The organism is Soonwooa sp., assembly GCF_032062245.1.
Lineage (GTDB): Bacteria > Bacteroidota > Bacteroidia > Flavobacteriales > Weeksellaceae > Soonwooa.
Window position 1 is genome coordinate 1 of the sequence record NZ_DAMBQF010000012.1, and the last position, 19,194, is coordinate 19,194.

21 protein-coding genes and 1 riboswitch are annotated in these 19,194 nt (G+C 35.7%); of the genes, 9 read left to right on the top strand and 12 right to left on the bottom strand.

Annotation, left to right across the window (positions count from 1 at the left end; translation table 11 throughout):
• Positions 1–50: 50 nt before the first annotated feature.
• Positions 51–209, bottom strand: a complete 159-nt coding sequence (locus tag RT037_RS07750) for a hypothetical protein (protein WP_312323679.1) — start codon at positions 207–209, stop codon at positions 51–53.
• A gap of 311 nt (positions 210–520) precedes the next feature.
• A riboswitch (TPP riboswitch) is annotated at positions 521–617 on the top strand.
• Positions 618–680: 63 nt separating this feature from the next.
• Between RT037_RS07750 and thiS the strand changes: the two genes are divergently transcribed.
• Genes thiS through RT037_RS07790 form a run of 8 tightly spaced genes read left to right on the top strand, consistent with a single transcriptional unit; the run spans position 681 to position 7,232 of the window.
• Entirely contained in the window at positions 681–887 is a 207-nt protein-coding gene (gene thiS, locus RT037_RS07755; protein WP_312323680.1) for a sulfur carrier protein ThiS, read from the top strand.
• Between the two features lie 26 nt (positions 888–913).
• A complete protein-coding gene (thiC, locus tag RT037_RS07760; RefSeq protein ID WP_313029686.1) occupies positions 914–2,728 on the top strand; it encodes a phosphomethylpyrimidine synthase ThiC in 1,815 nt (604 codons plus the stop codon).
• Positions 2,725–3,312 (top strand): thiamine phosphate synthase, encoded by a 588-nt coding sequence (locus RT037_RS07765; protein WP_312323683.1) that lies wholly within the window; start codon positions 2,725–2,727, stop codon positions 3,310–3,312. The genes thiC and RT037_RS07765 overlap by 4 nt, the downstream gene beginning before the upstream one ends.
• Positions 3,285–4,031, top strand: coding sequence for a hydroxymethylpyrimidine/phosphomethylpyrimidine kinase (locus RT037_RS07770; protein ID WP_313029689.1), 747 nt, complete (start codon positions 3,285–3,287; stop codon positions 4,029–4,031). The genes RT037_RS07765 and RT037_RS07770 overlap by 28 nt, the downstream gene beginning before the upstream one ends.
• A gap of 4 nt (positions 4,032–4,035) precedes the next feature.
• The gene (locus RT037_RS07775) at positions 4,036–4,641 is read left to right on the top strand and encodes a thiamine phosphate synthase (protein ID WP_313029690.1); all 606 of its coding nucleotides are present in this window, start codon (positions 4,036–4,038) and stop codon (positions 4,639–4,641) included.
• The gene (locus tag RT037_RS07780) at positions 4,638–5,411 is read left to right on the top strand and encodes a thiazole synthase (RefSeq protein ID WP_313029692.1); all 774 of its coding nucleotides are present in this window, start codon (positions 4,638–4,640) and stop codon (positions 5,409–5,411) included. The genes RT037_RS07775 and RT037_RS07780 overlap by 4 nt, the downstream gene beginning before the upstream one ends.
• A 9-nt stretch (positions 5,412–5,420) precedes the next feature.
• Positions 5,421–6,530, top strand: coding sequence for a 2-iminoacetate synthase ThiH (thiH, locus tag RT037_RS07785; RefSeq protein ID WP_313029695.1), 1,110 nt, complete (start codon positions 5,421–5,423; stop codon positions 6,528–6,530).
• A complete protein-coding gene (locus RT037_RS07790) occupies positions 6,531–7,232 on the top strand; it encodes a HesA/MoeB/ThiF family protein (RefSeq protein WP_313029697.1) in 702 nt (233 codons plus the stop codon).
• Positions 7,233–7,309: 77 nt separating this feature from the next.
• Here RT037_RS07790 and RT037_RS07795 read toward each other — a convergent pair whose 3' ends face one another.
• From RT037_RS07795 to RT037_RS07845, 11 genes are all read right to left on the bottom strand, one after another.
• Positions 7,310–7,798 carry a TonB-dependent receptor domain-containing protein gene (locus RT037_RS07795; protein ID WP_313029779.1) on the bottom strand — a complete coding sequence of 163 codons (489 nt, stop codon included), beginning with the start codon at positions 7,796–7,798 and terminating at the stop codon, positions 7,310–7,312.
• Between the two features lie 83 nt (positions 7,799–7,881).
• Positions 7,882–8,121 (bottom strand): hypothetical protein, encoded by a 240-nt coding sequence (locus tag RT037_RS07800; protein ID WP_313029698.1) that lies wholly within the window; start codon positions 8,119–8,121, stop codon positions 7,882–7,884.
• Positions 8,105–8,575 (bottom strand): potassium channel family protein, encoded by a 471-nt coding sequence (locus RT037_RS07805; protein WP_313029700.1) that lies wholly within the window; start codon positions 8,573–8,575, stop codon positions 8,105–8,107. The genes RT037_RS07800 and RT037_RS07805 overlap by 17 nt, the downstream gene beginning before the upstream one ends.
• A 180-nt stretch (positions 8,576–8,755) precedes the next feature.
• The gene (locus tag RT037_RS07810) at positions 8,756–10,531 is read right to left on the bottom strand and encodes an acyl-CoA dehydrogenase family protein (RefSeq protein ID WP_312321696.1); all 1,776 of its coding nucleotides are present in this window, start codon (positions 10,529–10,531) and stop codon (positions 8,756–8,758) included.
• Positions 10,532–10,590: 59 nt separating this feature from the next.
• Positions 10,591–10,950, bottom strand: coding sequence for a four helix bundle protein (locus RT037_RS07815; RefSeq protein ID WP_313029704.1), 360 nt, complete (start codon positions 10,948–10,950; stop codon positions 10,591–10,593).
• 42 nt (positions 10,951–10,992) lie between these two features.
• Positions 10,993–12,174, bottom strand: a complete 1,182-nt coding sequence (locus tag RT037_RS07820) for an acetyl-CoA C-acyltransferase (protein WP_312321698.1) — start codon at positions 12,172–12,174, stop codon at positions 10,993–10,995.
• Positions 12,175–12,200: 26 nt separating this feature from the next.
• Entirely contained in the window at positions 12,201–14,606 is a 2,406-nt protein-coding gene (locus RT037_RS07825) for a 3-hydroxyacyl-CoA dehydrogenase/enoyl-CoA hydratase family protein (RefSeq protein ID WP_313029706.1), read from the bottom strand.
• Positions 14,607–14,661: 55 nt separating this feature from the next.
• Positions 14,662–15,114: a MarR family winged helix-turn-helix transcriptional regulator gene (locus tag RT037_RS07830; RefSeq protein WP_312321701.1), complete on the bottom strand. Its 453-nt coding sequence runs from the start codon at positions 15,112–15,114 to the stop codon at positions 14,662–14,664.
• A 139-nt stretch (positions 15,115–15,253) separates the two neighbouring features.
• Positions 15,254–16,195: an ABC transporter ATP-binding protein gene (locus tag RT037_RS07835; RefSeq protein ID WP_313029710.1), complete on the bottom strand. Its 942-nt coding sequence runs from the start codon at positions 16,193–16,195 to the stop codon at positions 15,254–15,256.
• A 2-nt stretch (positions 16,196–16,197) separates the two neighbouring features.
• The gene (locus tag RT037_RS07840; RefSeq protein ID WP_313029713.1) at positions 16,198–17,175 is read right to left on the bottom strand and encodes an iron ABC transporter permease; all 978 of its coding nucleotides are present in this window, start codon (positions 17,173–17,175) and stop codon (positions 16,198–16,200) included.
• A 70-nt stretch (positions 17,176–17,245) separates the two neighbouring features.
• Positions 17,246–17,881 (bottom strand): TlpA disulfide reductase family protein, encoded by a 636-nt coding sequence (locus RT037_RS07845; protein WP_313029716.1) that lies wholly within the window; start codon positions 17,879–17,881, stop codon positions 17,246–17,248.
• An 80-nt stretch (positions 17,882–17,961) separates the two neighbouring features.
• Here RT037_RS07845 and RT037_RS07850 point away from each other — a divergent pair, with 80 nt between their 5' ends.
• Positions 17,962–19,095, top strand: a complete 1,134-nt coding sequence (locus tag RT037_RS07850; protein WP_313029720.1) for a 2Fe-2S iron-sulfur cluster-binding protein — start codon at positions 17,962–17,964, stop codon at positions 19,093–19,095.
• The last annotated feature ends 99 nt before the right edge of the window (positions 19,096–19,194 follow it).

Sequence of the window (19,194 nt, forward strand, 5' to 3'; positions counted from 1 at the left end):
AATTTCAAACGAAAAAACTATATTTACAAACTGTCAAAAAAGTAGTCCACTTACCATTCATAACCATTAAATTCTCCCGAATACACTTTTATTCCATTTGGGAGATTACACAGAGAACCTCTATTTACAAAGTCCATGCTTAATTCTTTATCTAGTTTGTAAACCCATTTTTCCTCAGCATTTTTACAATTAGTATTTGCTATTTTCATACTGTTTTGAGCTTCGTTGTACCAGTTTTTAATATCTGAAATCCTTTGTTCTGGAGTAACAGAATCTGTTTTTATTGATGAATTAATAAATGTTGAGTCGCCTATTTTTTATCAACTATAATTTGTTTTTCTTTCTTTTTTTGACATGAGATCAAAATTATTAAAATACTAAAAATTTGAATTATTATTGAGTTTTTCATAATGTAATATTTCCTACTTTTTCTAATAAAATACAAGAATACTTTCAAAATTTTTTTCTGGTTTTCAAAAATTGTAAAATTTGGAAGTACAAAAAATTTTTATATCTTCGCTCCGAACTTTAGGGGTGTCTACAAAAAGTAGGCTGAGATTTTACCCTCACAACCTGATCTAGATCATACTAGCGTAGGGAAAAGTAAATGGTCATCTTGGGCGCAATCTGCGTTCGTGTATCCATTCCTAAAGTCAATTTTAATTTTAAAATGAAACGGAATGGAACTTATCATCAATCACAAATCTACTTTTTTTGAAGTTTATAATTTAAGTTTGGAAGCATTGGTTATGCAGCATTGTCAAGGGAAAACTTCTGGCTTGGCGGTGGCTGTCAATCAAAAAGTTGTTCCGAAAAATTTGTGGTCTCAAACGATGTTGCAAAACAAAGATTCTATTGTGCTCATTACCGCTACACAAGGCGGTTAGACGTTTTTAATCAATAAAAAGTAAATATGAAACAAGAGCAAATTACTACACAAACTTTTCCCAATTCGCGTAAAGTTTACATTCCAGGAACTTTGCATCCAATTAAAGTTGCGATGCGCGAAATCAGTCTTCATCCTACAAAATTGAGTAGAGGAGGAGAAGAGTTTAACCCACCAGTAACGGTTTATGACACTTCTGGACCTTACACAGACGAAAATTTTACAATTGATATTCGCAAAGGTTTAGAGCGCATTCGTGAAGGTTGGATTTTAGAAAGAAATGATGTTGATGTTTTGGATGGAATTACTTCTGAATACGGCAAACAACGCCTTCGAAATAAAAATCTAGACGACTTGCGTTTTGCTTATTCGCACTTGCCGAAAGTAGCGAAAGATGGAAAAAATGTTACGCAATTGCATTATGCGAAACAAGGCATTATTACGCCAGAAATGGAATATGTTGCCATTCGTGAAAATCAAAAAATCGAACAGTTAGAATCCGCAACTGCTGGAATGAATCATCAACATGCTGGTGAAAGTTTCGGTGCGAAAACGCCAAAAGGAAAAATTACTCCTGAATTTGTTCGTGACGAAATTGCAGCGGGAAGAGCTATTATTCCAAATAATATCAACCATCCCGAAAGCGAACCAATGATTATTGGACGAAATTTTTTAGTGAAAATTAATGCAAATATTGGGAACAGCGCTGTCACGTCAAGCATCGAAGAAGAAGTTGAAAAAGCAGTTTGGGCATGTCGTTGGGGAGCCGATACAATTATGGATTTGTCCACAGGAAAGAATATCCACGAAACCCGCGAATGGATTATCCGAAATTCTCCCGTTCCCATCGGAACTGTTCCTATTTATCAGGCTTTGGAGAAAGTGAAAGGGGTTGCAGAAAACCTCACTTGGGAAATTTTTCGTGATACATTAATTGAGCAAGCCGAACAAGGCGTTTCTTACTTTACGATTCATGCGGGCGTTCTTTTGCGATATATTCATTTGACGGCGGAACGTGTGACGGGTATTGTGTCGCGAGGCGGTTCGATCATGGCAAAATGGTGTTTGTTTCATCATAAAGAGAATTTTTTATACACTCATTTTGAGGAGATTTGCGAAATTATGAAGCAATATGACGTGGCTTTTTCGTTAGGAGATGGCTTGCGTCCGGGTTCTATCGCTGATGCCAATGATGCAGCCCAATTTGCCGAACTCGAAACGCTTGGTGAATTAACTAAAATTGCTTGGAAACACGATGTTCAGGTGATGATTGAAGGTCCAGGCCACGTCCCAATGCATTTGATTAAAGAGAATATGGATAAGCAGTTGCAGGAATGTGACGAAGCACCTTTTTACACCTTAGGTCCTTTGACGACGGATATTGCGCCAGGTTACGACCACATTACATCGGCGATTGGTGCGGCGATGATTGGTTGGTATGGTTGCGCAATGTTGTGTTATGTTACACCAAAAGAACATTTGGGTTTACCCAACAAAAAAGACGTAAAAGATGGTGTTATCACTTACAAATTGGCGGCTCATGCTGCAGATTTGGCGAAAGGTCATCCAGGAGCGCAATATCGCGATAATGCATTGAGCAAAGCGCGCTTCGAATTCCGTTGGGAAGATCAGTTCAATTTGTCGTTGGATCCCGATACAGCAAGAGAATTTCATGATGAAACGTTACCCGCAGATGGTGCAAAAGTGGCGCATTTTTGTTCAATGTGTGGTCCGAAATTCTGTTCGATGAAAATTACTCAGGAAATTCGCGAATCTGCTGCTCAAGGAATGCAAAAGAAGTCTTTAGAATTCATTGATAACGGTAAAGAATTGTATCTGTGAAAATCATCATCAGTCCAGAAGAAAATGTAAAAAACGAAACCAATTTGATAAATCAGTTTTTTGATCAAGGTTTGGATTTATTTCATATTCGGAAACCCAAGTTTTCAGAGTTGGATCTAATTAATTACGTTTTCGGAATTGATGATAAATACAAAACTAAATTAGTGGTTCATCAACATTTTGAAACGGCATTTCAGTTAGGTTTGTATCGTTTTCATGTTAAAGAAAATGTTAGAAAAAATAATAATTTTTCTTTTAATGAAAATCTAATTTATTCAACATCTACGCATTCAATTGACGATTTTAATCAGTTGGAAAATCTTTGGGAATATGCGTTTATCAGTCCAATTTTCCCAAGTATTTCTAAGATTGGTTATGGTGAAAATTCTCAAATTTTATCTGATTTAAAACAACGTACGAATTATAAAACTAAACTCATTGCTTTGGGTGGAATAACTCTTGAAAATCAATATTTTGCGTACGAAAATAGGGCAGAAGGTGTTGCTTTTTTAGGCTCGATTTGGGGAAATGAAAATCCTTTAAAAATTTTTGAAAAATGTATTCAGAAAGGCCATTTGTGTTAAGCATTGCAGGATTTGATCCTTGCGGAGGAGCAGGAATTCTTGCAGACGTAAAGACTTTTGAACAACATCAAGTTCAAGGTTTAGCGGTGATGACGGCGAATACGTTGCAAACGGAAAATCATGTTTTTTCTGTGGATTGGATCGCCATTGAGGACATTTTAAAAAGCATTAAAACATTACTGAATTTTTATCCAGTTAAAGCGGTGAAAATCGGAATTGCTCCAAACTCAGAATATTTAAAAAAGATTATTGAAGTTTTAAAAATGAGCAATTCTAAGCCAATGATTGTTTGGGATACCGTTTTGAAAAGCTCTTCTGAAAGGTCTTTTTTTAATGGAAACGATATTCAAAATGTAAAGGAAATTCTGCCACATTTGGATTTAATAACGCCCAATTTTTTAGAGTTTGAATATTTAAAATCGATGAATATTCTCAATGAAAATCAAAAAATGCCTTGCAATGTTTTGTTGAAAGGCGGACATAGAAAAGATGCGGAAGGTTTGGATATTTTATTCACGGAAAATGAAATTTTTAACATTAAACCAAAAGCAAAAGAAGTCTTTCAGAAACACGGTTCTGGCTGCGTTTTATCAAGCGCAATTGTTGTTAATTTAGCTTTAGGAAAAACTATGAAACAAGCTTGTACAGACGCAAAAAACTATATGGAAAATTACTTAAACAGTTCACCAAACTTATTAGGATATCATGCGAAATTTTGAAAAAATGCAATATATTTCTCAGGGCGACACTGCGGAAATTCAATTTAAAAATATTGAAAATGCTCTAGAAAATGGCGCAAAATGGATTCAGCTTCGTTGGAAAGATGCTTCAAAAAATGATTTAAAAATATTGGCTCAAAAAGTCAAAATGCTTTGTGAGAATTTTAATGCAACTTTTATTATTAATGATGATGTAGATTTGGTTGCAAAAGTCGATGCCGACGGCGTTCATTTGGGTTTAGAAGATTTGAATGTTCTGAAAGCAAGAGAAATTTTAGGTTCTGAAAAAATCATTGGTGGAACGGCAAACACTCTTGAAGATATTCAACAAAGAATTGCTGAAAACTGTGATTACATCGGACTTGGACCTTTACGGTTTACATCAACAAAGAAAAAATTGAGTCCAATTTTAGGCTTTGAAGGTTATCAAAAAATCTTCAATCAACTTCAACAAAATAGCATTGATTTCCCACCGATTTATGCGATTGGCGGAATAACAAAAAATGATATTCAAGCACTTCAAAATATTGGAATTTATGGTGTGGCTTTGTCACAATTAATTACTGATAAACCTGCTTTAATCCAAGAATTACAAACAGAATTTATATGAAAAAATTACAAATAGGTAGCACAGAATTTTCGTCACGATTGTTCTTAGGAACAGGGAAATTCGGAAGTTTAAGTCAAATGCAAGAAGCCGTCCAAGCTTCCGAATCTGAGTTGGTGACCATGGCTTTAAAACGTGTCGATTTCGATTCTCCAACAGACGAATTATTAGCAGAATTAAAGAAGACAAAAGCCAATCTTTTGCCCAATACTTCGGGCGCAAGAAATGCTAAAGAAGCAGTTTTGGCGGCGGAATTGGCTCGCGAAGCTTTAGAAACCAACTTTGTGAAATTAGAGATTCATCCTGATCCAAGATATTTACTGCCAGATCCGATCGAAACGCTGAAAGCTACGGAAGAATTGGCAAAATTAGGTTTCGTGGTTATGCCTTACATTCACGCTGATCCAGTGTTGTGTAAATTGTTGGAGAACGCAGGAACGTCCGTTGTAATGCCTTTGGGTGCACCGATTGGAACGAATAAAGGTCTTAGAACCATCGATTTTTTAGAAATTATTATCGAGCAGAGTAAAGTTCCTGTGGTTGTAGATGCGGGAATTGGTGCACCTTCTGACGCAGCAAAAGCCATGGAATTGGGAGCTGATGCGGTTTTGGTGAATACGGCGATTGCTGTTGCTAAGAATCCTGTAGAAATGGCGATTGCTTTTAAAGAGGCTGTTATAGCGGGACGACGAGCTTTTGAAAGTGGTTTGGGAACAATTAGAAACCGAGCCGAAGCTTCTAGTCCGTTAACTGCTTTTTTGTTGGATGATTAAAGAAATACCATGAGTTTTATAGAAGTTTTTGAGAAATATTCTTGGGAAGAAATTAATGCCAAGGTGTATTCGTACACAGAAAATGATGTAAGGCACGTTTTGAATAAACAAAAATTACACGTTGAAGATTTTTTGGTTTTGTTGTCGCCGTCAGCTAAATTTTTTTTAGAAGAAATGGGTCAAAAATCTCAGCAATTAACACAGAAAAGATTCGGGAAAACCATACAAATGTATGCGCCGTTGTACCTTAGCAACGAGTGTCAGAATATTTGCACGTATTGCGGATTTAGTTTGGATAATAAAATAAAACGCAAAACTTTAACTGATCAAGAATTGCTAAAAGAAGCCTCAATCCTTAAAAAAATGGGAGTTGATCACGTGCTTTTGGTAAGCGGTGAAGCGCAACATAAAGTCGGACTTCCGTATTTTTTGAATGCAGTTTCGCTTTTAAAACCGCAATTTTCGAATATTTCTATTGAGGTTCAACCTTTGGAAACTCACGAATATCAAGCTTTGCATGACGCGGGCGTTCATTCGGTTTTGGTGTATCAAGAGACTTATCACCAAGATGTTTACAAAACTTACCATCCCAAAGGTCGAAAATCGAATTTTGATTACCGTCTCAATACGCCAGATCGTGTTGGTAATGCGGCTTTTCATAAAATGGGATTAGGTGTTCTGCTTGGTTTAGAAGATTGGCGAATCGATAGTTTTTTCAACGCTTTGCACATCGATTATTTGCAGAAAACCTATTGGCAATCGAAGTTTTCGGTGTCTTTCCCTAGATTAAGACCTGCGGAAGGAATCGTTAAACCTAATTTTGAAATGAAGGATCGTGATCTTTTACAATTAATTTTTGCTTACAGAATTTGGAATCCCAATTTGGAAATTTCGATCTCGACTCGCGAAAATGAAAATTTTAGAGATCATATTGTACAACTGGGCGCAACGACGATGAGTGCGGCTTCTAAAACCAATCCTGGTGGTTATTCTGTAGATGAAAATTCTTTGGAGCAGTTTGAAACTTCGGATGAACGCAGCATGGATGAAATTAAAAATATCATTAAAAATGCGGGTTACGATCCTGTGATGAAGGATTGGGATAATACTTATTCTTAAATGAAAAACGAAGAATTTACACGTTACAGTCGCCAAATTTTCATGGATGAAATTGGCATTGAAGGTCAAAACAAAATTTTGTCAGCCAAAGTTCTTGTGGTAGGAGCGGGCGGTTTAGGAAGTCCTGTTATTCAATATTTAGCAGCAGCTGGTGTTGGGAAAATTGGCGTTGCAGATTTTGATGAAGTTGAAATTCATAATCTTAATCGGCAGATCATTCACACAGAAAATTCTGTTGGAACATCAAAAGTGGATAGCGCACAAAATTTTGTTCAAAACATCAATTCTAATGTTGAATTTATTGGTTTTAAATCAAAAATCACGTTGGAAAATGCGAATTCCATTTTAAAAGAATTTGATGTCATTGTTGATGCTTCCGATAATTTTGCGACAAGATATTTACTTAATGATACTTGTATTCAATTAAATAAAACCTTGGTTTATGGCAGTATTTTAGGTTTCGAAGGTCAAGTTGCGGTGTTTAATTATCAAGGAAGTAAAAACTTGCGAGATATTTTCCCAGATTGTCCTGAAAATGCTTTAGATTGTGATAAAAACGGCGTTTTAGGCGCTCTTCCCGGCATTGTTGGCAGTTTTATGGCGATAAACACACTCAAAATTATTTGTGACCTTCCAGTAAAAACCAATCAACTTTTAATAATTGATACTTTAAAGTGGAATTTTACGCAGGTTGATTTTTAAAAACTACAATTTCCACATCACCGAAAGATTGAAAACTCGACCATCACTTGGTCCCCAAAGTGGATGGAAACTTGGATTTAAAGTACTTCCAGAATATAAATTTCTTTGCGACTTTGTCTGTAATCGAACAGATTTTCGCAATTTAAAGCCACCGTAAAATGCTCGCCCAAATCTTTGGAAATCATGGCTGCCACAAACAGATAATCTAGCGTTTTGCTGTAATCCATTCGGTACTGAGTTCCATTGTAAGACGCTTCTACTCCGAATTTCCAACTACCGTTGAAATCTTTAACCACCGTCATTGCAGCACGATTTTTTGGCGTTAATGGAATGATTTGATTTCCTTCTTGAAATTTATATTTCGCAATCGTAAAAGTATAACCCAAATAAAGCTCCCAATCGTTGATGCTTCCTTTCAAATAAATATCAAAACCTTTTGAAACCACGGGTTGATCTTGATTTGCAAAATAGATATTTTGATTCGCGTCCAAAGTTGCAATCACAGGATGATTGATATTGGTGAGGAAAAGTGCTTGATTAATAAAATTGAGTTTCCGTTTTCGAATTCCTTTTTATAATTGAATTCTAAATTATAACCCAAAGATTTTTCAGCTTTCGTCGTCTAAATTATATTCGAAACTTATATTGATTATTCCTTCGAAATAATAACATCATTATTAAATTCTAAAATTTCTTCATTGTCTTTCATTTTTTTAGTGAAAAAAGAATACGGAATTCCTATAACGATAATTCCAAGGACTAAACCATTCAAATATTTTGAAATCCATGGTAAAAAAAGCATTAAGCCACAAGATATAAGCAATGCAACAAGGCTAAAGCGACGTATTAGGCTAAAGTTATATGTTTTTACTTTAAAACTTGTTTTCATTTATTCTAGAATTTAATTTTGTAATACTGCTGTTTTTATAAATCACTTGCAAAAATGCAAAAACCATGGCTGTTGACCAGCCAACGAGCATACTGCCGTTAATGGCTTCAAATCCTGCAAGAATCCGCCATTCGGAATCGATGACAACATCGCCATAACCAATGGTCGTAAAGGTAATTAAAGAAAAATAAATAGATTCGGAAAAGCTTGACAAGCTTGAAATATGTGGGTTGAAATAATAGACTGCTGCCCACAAAGTACATTGCCCACCATGCAAAAGCGTGAAAAACATGATGAGAAATACCAGCATTATAAATGTGGTTAGTAATTCATTTTTCTTGCGCCAACGTTTGAACTGTGGAATAAATATTTTAAGGAAATAAAGAGTTGACAACGCCTGTATAAACACATTACAGGCAACTACCAAAATCCCGACTAATACAATTTGTAACATGGTGCGAAGTTAAGGAGAATTGTTCTTTTTGTATGATTCAACTTTTAAATATATTGTATTTGGAAATAATTTTCTGGAATATATAAAGCAAAAAACCTCGCCATCGCGAGGTTTTTTGTTGTTTCAAGTTTAAGGTTTTCTGAGTTTATATCTCAAATCTCCACTCTCAAAATCTATTGTCTAATAATGTCCTTTCTCTACGTAATGTGCAGCAATTTTCTCTGTAAGCGCTACAACATTCGGAGTGTTGGTGTATTTCGTGAATCTTCTAAGACCTGACAACATCATTCTTTGCTCGTCGCCTTCTGCGAAAGAAACGATACCTTCTTTAGCCGCTGTTATGATTTTTTCAACCGCTTTGTAAAGGTTCAATTGAGCCATTGCTGCTTCCACTGAATCTGCTGAGAAATGTTTTTCAGCTCTAAGGATTGCAGATTCTGCCATGTAAATTTGGTTCAAAATCTCAGAAGCATTTAGCAATAAATGTTGTTGCTTTTCGATATCCATCATGTATTTTTGAAGCGCTGCACCAGAAACCATCAAGAATACTTTTTTCAAGTTAGCGATGATTGCTTTTTCTTCGCTCATGTAAGCCGAATAATCTGGAACTTCGAAAGATGGAATTCCCATCAACTCTTTAGAAATCGCCATTGCAGGAGTTAAAAGATCTAATTGTCCTTTCATAGCACGCTTAATTAGCATTCCCACCGCAAGAAGTCTGTTGATTTCGTTGGTTCCTTCATAAATTCTTGAAATTCTTGAATCTCTCCAAGCTGCTTCCATTGGTGTATCTTCCGAGAAGCCCATTCCACCGTAGATTTGGATACCTTCATCAGCTGTATGTTGAGCTAAATCCGAAACAAAAACTTTTAGAATTGAACATTCAACTGCAAATTCTTCAACACCTTTCAATTCTGCTTCTTGGTGATTCATTCCACCAGCAACCAGTTCGTCAATTTTATCCTGAACATCTTTTGCAGCACGGTAAGCACCAGCTTCTGAAACGAATGTTCCCGTTGCCATTTCAGCCAATTTCTTTCTGATTGCTCCAAAAGTTGAAATCGAAACGCCAAATTGCTTTCTCTCGTTTGAATATTGAATTGAATGATTTAAAATTCTTCTTTGAGCATCCAAACAAGCCGCTGCTAACTTGATACGACCAACGTTCAATGCATTTAAAGCGATTTTGAAACCGTTATTTCTTTCACCCAACATATTTTCCACAGGAACTTTCATGTCGTTGAAGAAAACTTGTCTTGTAGAAGACGCACGGATTCCCAATTTGTGCTCTTCTTCACCTAAAGTTAGAGAGTTTGGATCTTCTAATTCCGAACGATTGATTACGAAACCAGTGATGTTTTTATCATCATCAATTTTCGCGAAAAGTGTGAAAGTATCAGCAAAACCTGCGTTAGAAATCCACATTTTCTGTCCGTTGATGATATAATGTTTTCCGTCAGCTGAAAGAACAGCTTTAGTTTTTCCTGAATTCGCATCCGAACCTGCATCCGGCTCTGTCAAACAGTACGCCCCGAATTTTGTTCCTGCTGCTAAATCTGGAAGATATTTCGCTTTTAATTCCTCGGAACCGTACAAAAGGGTAGGAAGTGTCCCAATTCCCGTGTGCGCACCGAAAGCCGTAGCCAACGATCCCGTAGCACCAGAAAGGTAGTCGCAAGCCAACATCGTGTTGATGAAGCCCATTCCCATACCGCCGTATTGCTCAGGAACTGTGATTCCCAACATTCCCATTTCGCCTAGTTTTTTCATACATTCTTCCGTGAATGCATAATCTTTATGTTCGAATTTTTCTCTATTCGGAACTACTTCTCTGTCGATAAACTCTTTTGCAGAGTCGCGAAGCATTTTTTGTTCTTCATTCAGTTCCTCCAAAGAGAAGATTTCATTTGCTGGGATTTCCTTGATTAGAAATTCGCCGCCAGTTAAATTTGCCATATTTAGTTTTTGTTTTATTAAAAAATTTGATGAAAGAAAAAAGATAAAAGAGAAAAGAATTATCTCGGGACCAAATTATTTTGAAAGCCCGAAGTCATCTTTTGTAACTCAATTATTCTTATTTCGATTAGATTAAAATTTTCGTTGTTAATGTAATTTCTCGCATTTGCGATGATAAGCTGGGTTTGAAGTTCGAAAAGAGAACCAAGACTAATTTCTAAAAATCGATTAAAATCTTTATCAGAACTCCGACTCGATCCCTCCGCAATATTGGAAGGAACAGAAACAGCGCATCTTCGGATTTGCGATTTCAATCCAAATTCTTCATTTTTTGGAAAAAGATCAGAAGCCGCATAAATTTCATTCGCCAATTCAATTGACAATTTCCAAATATTTAAATTTTTGAAATTATGCTTCATAAGGCTTCTTTAATCTTTCCTCTTTGTTCTTTGTTCTTTCTTCTACAACAACTCGTAAATAGCTGCTGCGCCTTGTCCAGTTCCAACGCACATGGTTACCATTCCGTATTTGTTGCCACGTTTTTTCATTTCGTCGAAAAGTTGAACTGCCAATTTTGCTCCTGTACATCCAAGTGGGTGACCAAGTGCGATTGCACCTCCATTTACGTTAGTAATTTCTGGGTTAATTCCCAATTCATTGATTACCGCAACCGACTGAGAAGCGAAAGCTTCGTTAAGCTCGATTAAGTCGATGTCATTTAATTGAAGTCCAGCTTGTTTTAAGGCTTTTGGAACTGCGTAAACTGGTCCCATTCCCATGATTCTTGGCTCTAAACCTGCTGCCGCGTAAGAAACTAATCTTGCTTCTGGCTCCAAACCAAGTTCTTTTACCATTTCTTCGGACATTACGATTACGAAAGCCGCTCCGTCTGACATTTGAGATGAATTTCCTGCTGTTACGCTTCCGCCTTGTGCGAAAACTGGTCTCAATTTTGCCAAACCTTCCAAAGAAGTGTCTGCTCTTGGACCTTCATCCATCGCGAAATCAAATTTCTTCGATTGTAATTTTTGATTTTCATCTACGAAAGTATATTCAACAGGAACAGGAACGATTTGGTCTTTGAATCTTCCTTCAGTAATAGCTTTCAAAGCTTTTTGATGTGAATTAAAAGCAAATTCATCCTGAGCTGCTCTCGAAACATTAAATTCCTTTGCCACAGCTTCCGCAGTATAGCCCATTCCCCAATAATAATCAGGGTTTGATTTTGCTAAAATCGGATCTGGAACAGGTTTGTAACCGCCCATCGGAATATAACTCATCGATTCTGTACCACCTGCGATGATACAATCAGCCATTCCTGATTGGATTTTTGCAGTTGCAATCGCAATCGCTTCCGAACCTGATGCGCAATATCTGTTAATGGTAACGCCCGGAACTTTGTCTGTATTTAATCCCATTAAAGAGATTAAACGCGCAACGTTCAAGCCTTGTTCAGCTTCTGGCATTGCGTTTCCAACGATAAGATCGTCGATTCTATTTTTATCTAATTGCGGAAATTCAGCCATTAGTTTTTCAATAACTGTAGCCGCCATTTCGTCGGGTCTTGTAAAGCGTAAAGATCCTTTTGGAGCCTTTCCTACGGCAGTTCTATACCCCCTAATTATATATGCTGTCTTTGACATTTTTTTCAATTTAAATTTTACAAATCCTAATTTCTCAAAGGTTTCCCAGTTTGTAACATGTGCTGAATTCTCTCAAGGGTTTTTCTTTCGCCGCAAAGGGAAAGGAAAGTTTCTCTTTCAAGGTTCAATAAGTATCTCTCGGAAACGGCAGTCGGCTCAGAAAGATTCCCACCTACCATTACGTTTGCTAGCTTGTCTGCAATTTTCTTGTCGTATTCTGAAATGAAATTTCCGGCAAGCATTTGATCGGTACCAACGTAGAACATTCCTAAAGCATCTTTTCCAAGAACAGTAACCGTTTCTTCGATCGGTTGCGTGTAACCTTGCTCAGCCATTAGTTTTGCTACTTTTTTAGCTTCCGCAATCTGGCGTTTTTTATCAACCACAACGATGTCTTTTCCGTGCTCCAAAATTCCCATGTCGTAAGCTTCGTAAGCCGAAGTTGCTACTTTAGCCATCGCAATATTCATAAAAGCATCGCGAAGTCTGTTGGTTTTCACATCGTCTTTTACAAAATCTTTACAAGTTCTTAATGTTAATTCTTTTGTTCCGCCACCACCAGGAATTACACCAACTCCAAGTTCCACCAATCCGATATAGGTTTCTGCAGCGGCAACAACTCGGTCAGCGTGAAGCGTCATTTCGCAACCACCACCCAAAGTCATTGTGTGAGGCGCAACCACAACTGGAATTGAAGAGTAACGAACTCTCATCATCGAGTTCTGGAAGTACGCAATTGCCATATTGAGATCATCCCAATCTTGGTCAACTGCCATCATCATAATCATCGCTAAGTTTGCACCAACAGAGAAATTCGCACCTTGATTTCCGATAACCAATCCGTCGTATTCCTTTTCTGCAAGGTCGATTGCTCGGTTTAGTCCATCAAGAACTTCACCTCCAAGAGAATTCATTTTAGAATGAATTTCAAAGTTGATAATTCCGTCACCTAAATCTTCAATCGAAGCTCCAGAATTGCTCCAAAGTGTTTTATTTTTTCTGATATTATCAAGGATAATAAAGGCTTCTTGGCCAGGGATTTGATCGTAGTTTCCTGTATTTTTATCGTAGAAAATACTTTGACCTTCATCATTAACTTTATAGAACGTTTCATTTTTAGAAGCCAATTCTTTTGCCCAATCCGAAACCTCGTAACCTGCTTCTTTAGCCAATTCGACACCTTTTTGAATGCCAACGGCATCCCAAATTTCGAAAGGTCCATTTTCCCAACCGAAACCAGCTTTCATTGCATCGTCTATTTTGTAGATGTCATCAGAAATCTCTGGAACTTTGTGCGAAACGTACGCAAACATCGATCCTAAAGTCAATCTGTAGAATTCACCCGCTTTATCTTTACCACCGATTAACACTTTGAAACGATCCAAAGGTTTTTCAATAGTTTTCGTTAATTCTAAAGTTGGGAAATTTACTTTTCCTTGAGCTTCGTATTCTAAAGTATCAAGATTCAATCTTAAGATTTCTGAATTTCCTTCAGCATTTTTTACTTTTTTGAAGAAACCTTGACCTGATTTTGAACCTAAGAAATTATTCGTCGTTAAGAAATCGATGTAACTTGGCATTGCGAACTGATCTTTGAACACATCTTGTTCAACACCGCTTTCGCGAACGCCGTTAGCCACGTGTACCAATGTATCCAAGCCTACAACATCCGCCGTACGGAAAGTTGCCGATTTTGGACGACCGATAACTGGACCAGTTAATTTATCAACATCAGAAATGTTTAAACCTAATTTCTGAATCGTATTAAAGATGTTCATAATTCCGAAAACACCAATTCTGTTAGCGATAAACGCTGGTGTATCTTTTGCTAACACAGTTGTTTTTCCAAGGAATTTCGCTCCATACGTCATGTAGAAATCTACAACCTCAGGAAGCGTGTGCGGCGTTGGAATAATTTCTAGTAATGGCAAATAACGAACAGGGTTGAAGAAGTGCGTTCCTGCGAAATAATCTTTAAAATCGTCACTTCTACCTTCTGTTAAAAGATGAATCGGAATTCCCGAAGTGTTGGACGAAACCAAAGTCCCAGGCTGACGGAATTGCTCGATTTTTTCATATACGGATTTTTTGATATCCAATCTTTCCACAACCACTTCGATAATCCAATCGGTATTCGCGATTTTCTTCATATCGTCGTCAAAGTTTCCTACTTTAATTCTGCTCGCAAAACTTGGCGAATAGAGTAGTGCAGGGCTTGCTTTTTGAAGTTTTCCTAAATTTTCGGTTGCAATTCTGTTACGAACGGCTTTGTCTTCTTTAGTCAAACCTTTTTTCTCTTCAGCTTCGTTCAGTTCAAACGGAACGATGTCCAAAAGCAATACTTCCACGCCAATGTTTGCAAAGTGCGCAGCAATACCGCTTCCCATGATTCCGGAACCTAATACTGTAACGTGTTTGATTCGTCTTTTCATTTGAATATGTAATTTTTTTAATTATTAAATTATAGTTTAATTCCCAAAGTGGGAACTATTTTTTATTGTTAAGATTGTTTGCGATTTTTAGAATTTGATTCATCACTTCCTTAAAAACTTCAAACTTTTCTTGAGGAATAGTTTCGACAACTTTGGTATTAAAATCAAGGACAACTTTTTTAGATAGATTTCGCGATTCGATACCTTTATCGGTTAGTTTAATAATAACTTCGCGTTTGTCGGTCGTTGTTTTTTCCTTATAGATATAGCCATTGTCTTCTAAAAGTTTGATGATTCTCGTTAAAGAAGTTGGTTCAATCGCCATTTTGGGGCCAAGATTCGTGCTTCGAGTGCCTTCTTTGGGGTCAATTTTTAGCAATGTTAATGCCTGTACCGCTGTTGAATTGTATAATGACGCTTTGTCGGAATACATTTTGGATACGGCTAACCACGCAGATTTAAGTAATAAATCTACACTTTCAACTTTATCTGAATTTTTCTTTTCCATAATAACCTTTAAAGTGATTACTCAAAAGTAGGAAAATATATTATGCATGCATAGTATGTCTAAGTTAAATAAATGTTAAATATTGAAAATCAGACGGTTAATTGCTATGCTATTCGCAATAAATTCAAGATAAAATTATTTAAAATCTAGATTTTAAGCGAGTTTGTAGCGAATTTTTAATTTCAGAGAGGTTTTTGTGATGGCTTGTTGAAGAATTTTCGCTAATTGTCCACAAATTGTTATTGTATGTTATTGAAAACAAGGATAAATCTTCATTGAAATTCTTTTGAAGAAATGAAAATAACAATTCTTTTTCGAGTTGGGGTGCGAAAATTTTAGGTGAAACAAATTTAGAATTGATGTCAAAAATATGAGGATCGAGGAAGTTTTTGTGTTCTAATAGGATTTCTTCTGTAATTCCTGAGTTTAATTTTTGGTCACGAATCCACCAAATTTTATCAGCAAATTCACGAGCGAGACGCCAATCATGTGACGAAAATAAAATTAATTTGTTTTGAGTTTTAGCAAGAGATCGAAGTAATTTTAAAATAATTAGTTTGTTGTCTTCATCCAAATGCGTCGTTGGTTCGTCCAAAATAATGATTGGAGAATTCTGTGCTAAAGCTCGACCAATAAATGCTTTTTGAAGATTTCCATCAGATAAATGTTGGAGTTGTGTGTGACGATATTGTTCTAAGTTTAGTTTAGAAATAATTTCAGAAATCTCAGTTTTATCTTTTTCATCAATTTTAAAATAATAAGGATAATGAATATATTTTCCAAAATTGACAAGTTCTTCAACAGTATAATTGGTAGGGATTTCTGCTTTAGAAAAAACAATGGCAATATCCTCGGCAATATCTCTCTGAGAAATAGTTTTTAACGATTTATGACTAATTAAAACCTCTCCTTTTAAAATTTGATTTTGTTTTAAAAGAGTTTTAATCAAAGTTGTTTTACCAACACCATTATTTCCTATTAATAAGATTACTTCGCCCAAACTAGCTTCGGTATTAATCTCAGAAACCAAAGTTTTTTTGTAGCCAATGCTTAAGTTTTTCAATTCTAAAAATGCATTCATAATTATATATTTGTAGATTGTTTTAAAAGCATCAAAAGTATAACAGGAATACCAATAACTGACGTGATAATATTAATCGGAAACTGTGTTAATTCCGATAAAATCGAAAAACTTAGCATAATGAAAATTCCTAAAATCATGTTAAGAATCCATTGATGCCAAAGTTTTGAAGGATTAAATAACAATCGACAAAAATGTGGTACGACAATTCCGACGAATAATATAGGGCCTAAAAACGCTGTAACAGAAGCTGATAGGAGAGATGTTGCGATGATCACGAAATATTTTAAAGTATCAAGATTAACACCGATACTTCGCGCATAAGAAGTTCCGAAAGCGCTTCCCATCAAAGGTTTTATTGATTTAAAACTAAAAAAAAGTCCTGCGATTACAAACAAAAATAAAATCAAAAGTTGATCTCGACTTACATTATTATTCGCTCCAAATGACCATAAAATATAATTTTTCAGGCTTTGACTTTCAACATAAAATTGCAAAATACTAACAACAGCGCCAGCTAAAGCTGAAATTAAGAATCCGAAAATAATAATGAATGACGAATTTTGAAAGCGTTTTGAAAACAAAATCAAAACAATCATTAATGCTAAACTCCCACCAATAGCTGAAAAACTAATAAAACCATTTTGTAAAAACTCGGGCAGAATCCACGATTGCGAAAAGAAAATAAAACAAGCAACCGCCAAACTCGAGATTGAGGTTATTCCCAAAACGTCTGGTCCGGCTAAGGGATTTTTGAAATATTCTTGTAATAAAAATCCACTACTGGGAATCGAAATTCCTGCCAAAAACATCGCCAGAACACGATTAACTCTAATGTCTGCAATGGCGGCATTTACAGAATTTTCATTATAAAAATCTTGAAGTTGTAGTTGGATAAAACCTATGTTCAGGTTGATAGCAACAGCGATGAGAATACCGATGCCTAAGACGATACCAAGGATTCCGAAGCTTTTAGCCATAGTCTTATTTGTGCGCCAAAAGTACAAATTATTCATAAAGAAAAAGACATCCGATTGGATGTCTTTTCGATTATTTTTTGCCCGTAATCTTACTTTTTTCTTTCTGTTGGTCGATGCTCGGCGCCAAATTAGCCGCCATCATTTTGTCAATTTTGCTATTAATTTCCTCTTTTTTCATCGATCCCATATATTCGTCAACCATATTTCCGCGACGCATTAATGTGAACGGAATAGCTTCACCATTCCAAGTGTCAAAATTTTGACTAAAGAATTCTGGAGTCAAAGTCGTCCCATCAAGAAGTACAATATTGTTGCGAAGTCCGTATTCATCAGCGAAATCGTTAACAGCCGTTTTCCAATCTGATTTGTTGTCAAGACTTACAAACGTGAATTTTACAGGTTGACCTTTTAACGATTCCATTTTTTCTTTAAAATGAGGAATCTCGACCATGCAAGGTTGGCACCAAGTCGCAAAAAAGTTGGTTACATAAAGCGTGTCATTCGTTTTTGCAGTCAATAGGTTAGGCATTTGTTCTGCTTTAACCTCTAACAATTCTTTATGCGATTTTAGCAAATCTTCTTCAACATTAGTTGCGATTTGCGTAGAGTCAGCGTCTTTATTTTTATCTTCAAATTTTAGTTCTTTATCGTTTTTACATGCGATTAAAGAAACTCCCAAAACAAGGCTTAAGACTAATTTTTTCATTTATTTTAAGTTGAATTTTTAACATTGTAATTGATTTATTTGAAATTATACTTTGATAATTTTTGATTAATTTTGAAGCTATGACAGAACAAGTTTTATCAGTTGGTAATCAGCCTCAGTTTTATCGGTTAAAATTAGTTAAAAAAATAGACTTGACCAAAGATAGTTTCTTATTGGGTTTTGAAATTCCAGTTGAATTAAAGTCTGTATTTAGTTATCAATCAGGACAATATGTTAGTGTTAAGTTTATTAAAAATGAACAAGAAAAAATTAATGATTATTCGATAACGACTTCTCCTAACGAATCTAATTTTGAAATTGCTATTAAAATTAATTCTCCCGAAAGTTCTGCTAAAGCGCTTTACGATAATTATAATATTGGTGACGAAGTCTCTGTCAGTGCGCCACAAGGACGTTTTAGTTTGGTGATAAAACCTCATGAGAAGCGCAGTATTCTTGCTTTTGCTGCGGGAATTGGGATTACCCCGATTTTTAGTCAAATTAAAAATCTACTTTTTCAAGAACCGAGAACTCGAATTTTCTTGTTTTATGGTAACAAAACTAAAGATGACGTCATTTTTGAATCTGAGTTAAATGCACTTCAACAAGAACATTCTGATCGATTTTTTGTGTATTATTTTTTCTCACGACAAAAGATTAATAATCTGCTTTTCGAAGGACGTTTGGATGAGAAACGTGTTAATTTGATCATTAATCAGATTTTGCATTTGGATGAGGAAGATGAAGAGTCTACGATTTGGGATGCGACGGATAAAGTTGTAATTTGTGGTCCGGGAGATATGATAAAATCCGTTGCTAATGCATGTTACAACAACGGTATTCCGAAGCGCGATATTCATTTTGAATTGTTTGAGTCTTTTAATGATGATATTTATCCGCAGGAAAAATCTTTTCCGTTAATCGAAAATATTAAACTTAAAATTAAATACAATCATCTAACGACCGATGATATCGTTCTTAAAAACAACAAAGGAAAAATCCTGCAACAACTTTTAGGAATGGGGATTAATGTGCCATATTCATGCAAATCTGGTGTGTGCGGAAGCTGTATTTGTAAACTTAAAAAAGGTGAAGTAGAAATGGAAGAAAACGAATATTTAACCGAAAAAGAAATGAAACAGTCGAAGATTTTGCCATGTTCTGCTATCGCAATGAGTCAAGAATTATTTTTAGATTTTGATGTAATCGATTAATTATTTTTTCGTCTTTTTCAAAAATTATAGTTAAATTCACTCTCTCAAAAATAAGTTAAGCGAACCTGTTTGTATGTTGAAGTTTATAAAATCTTTTTT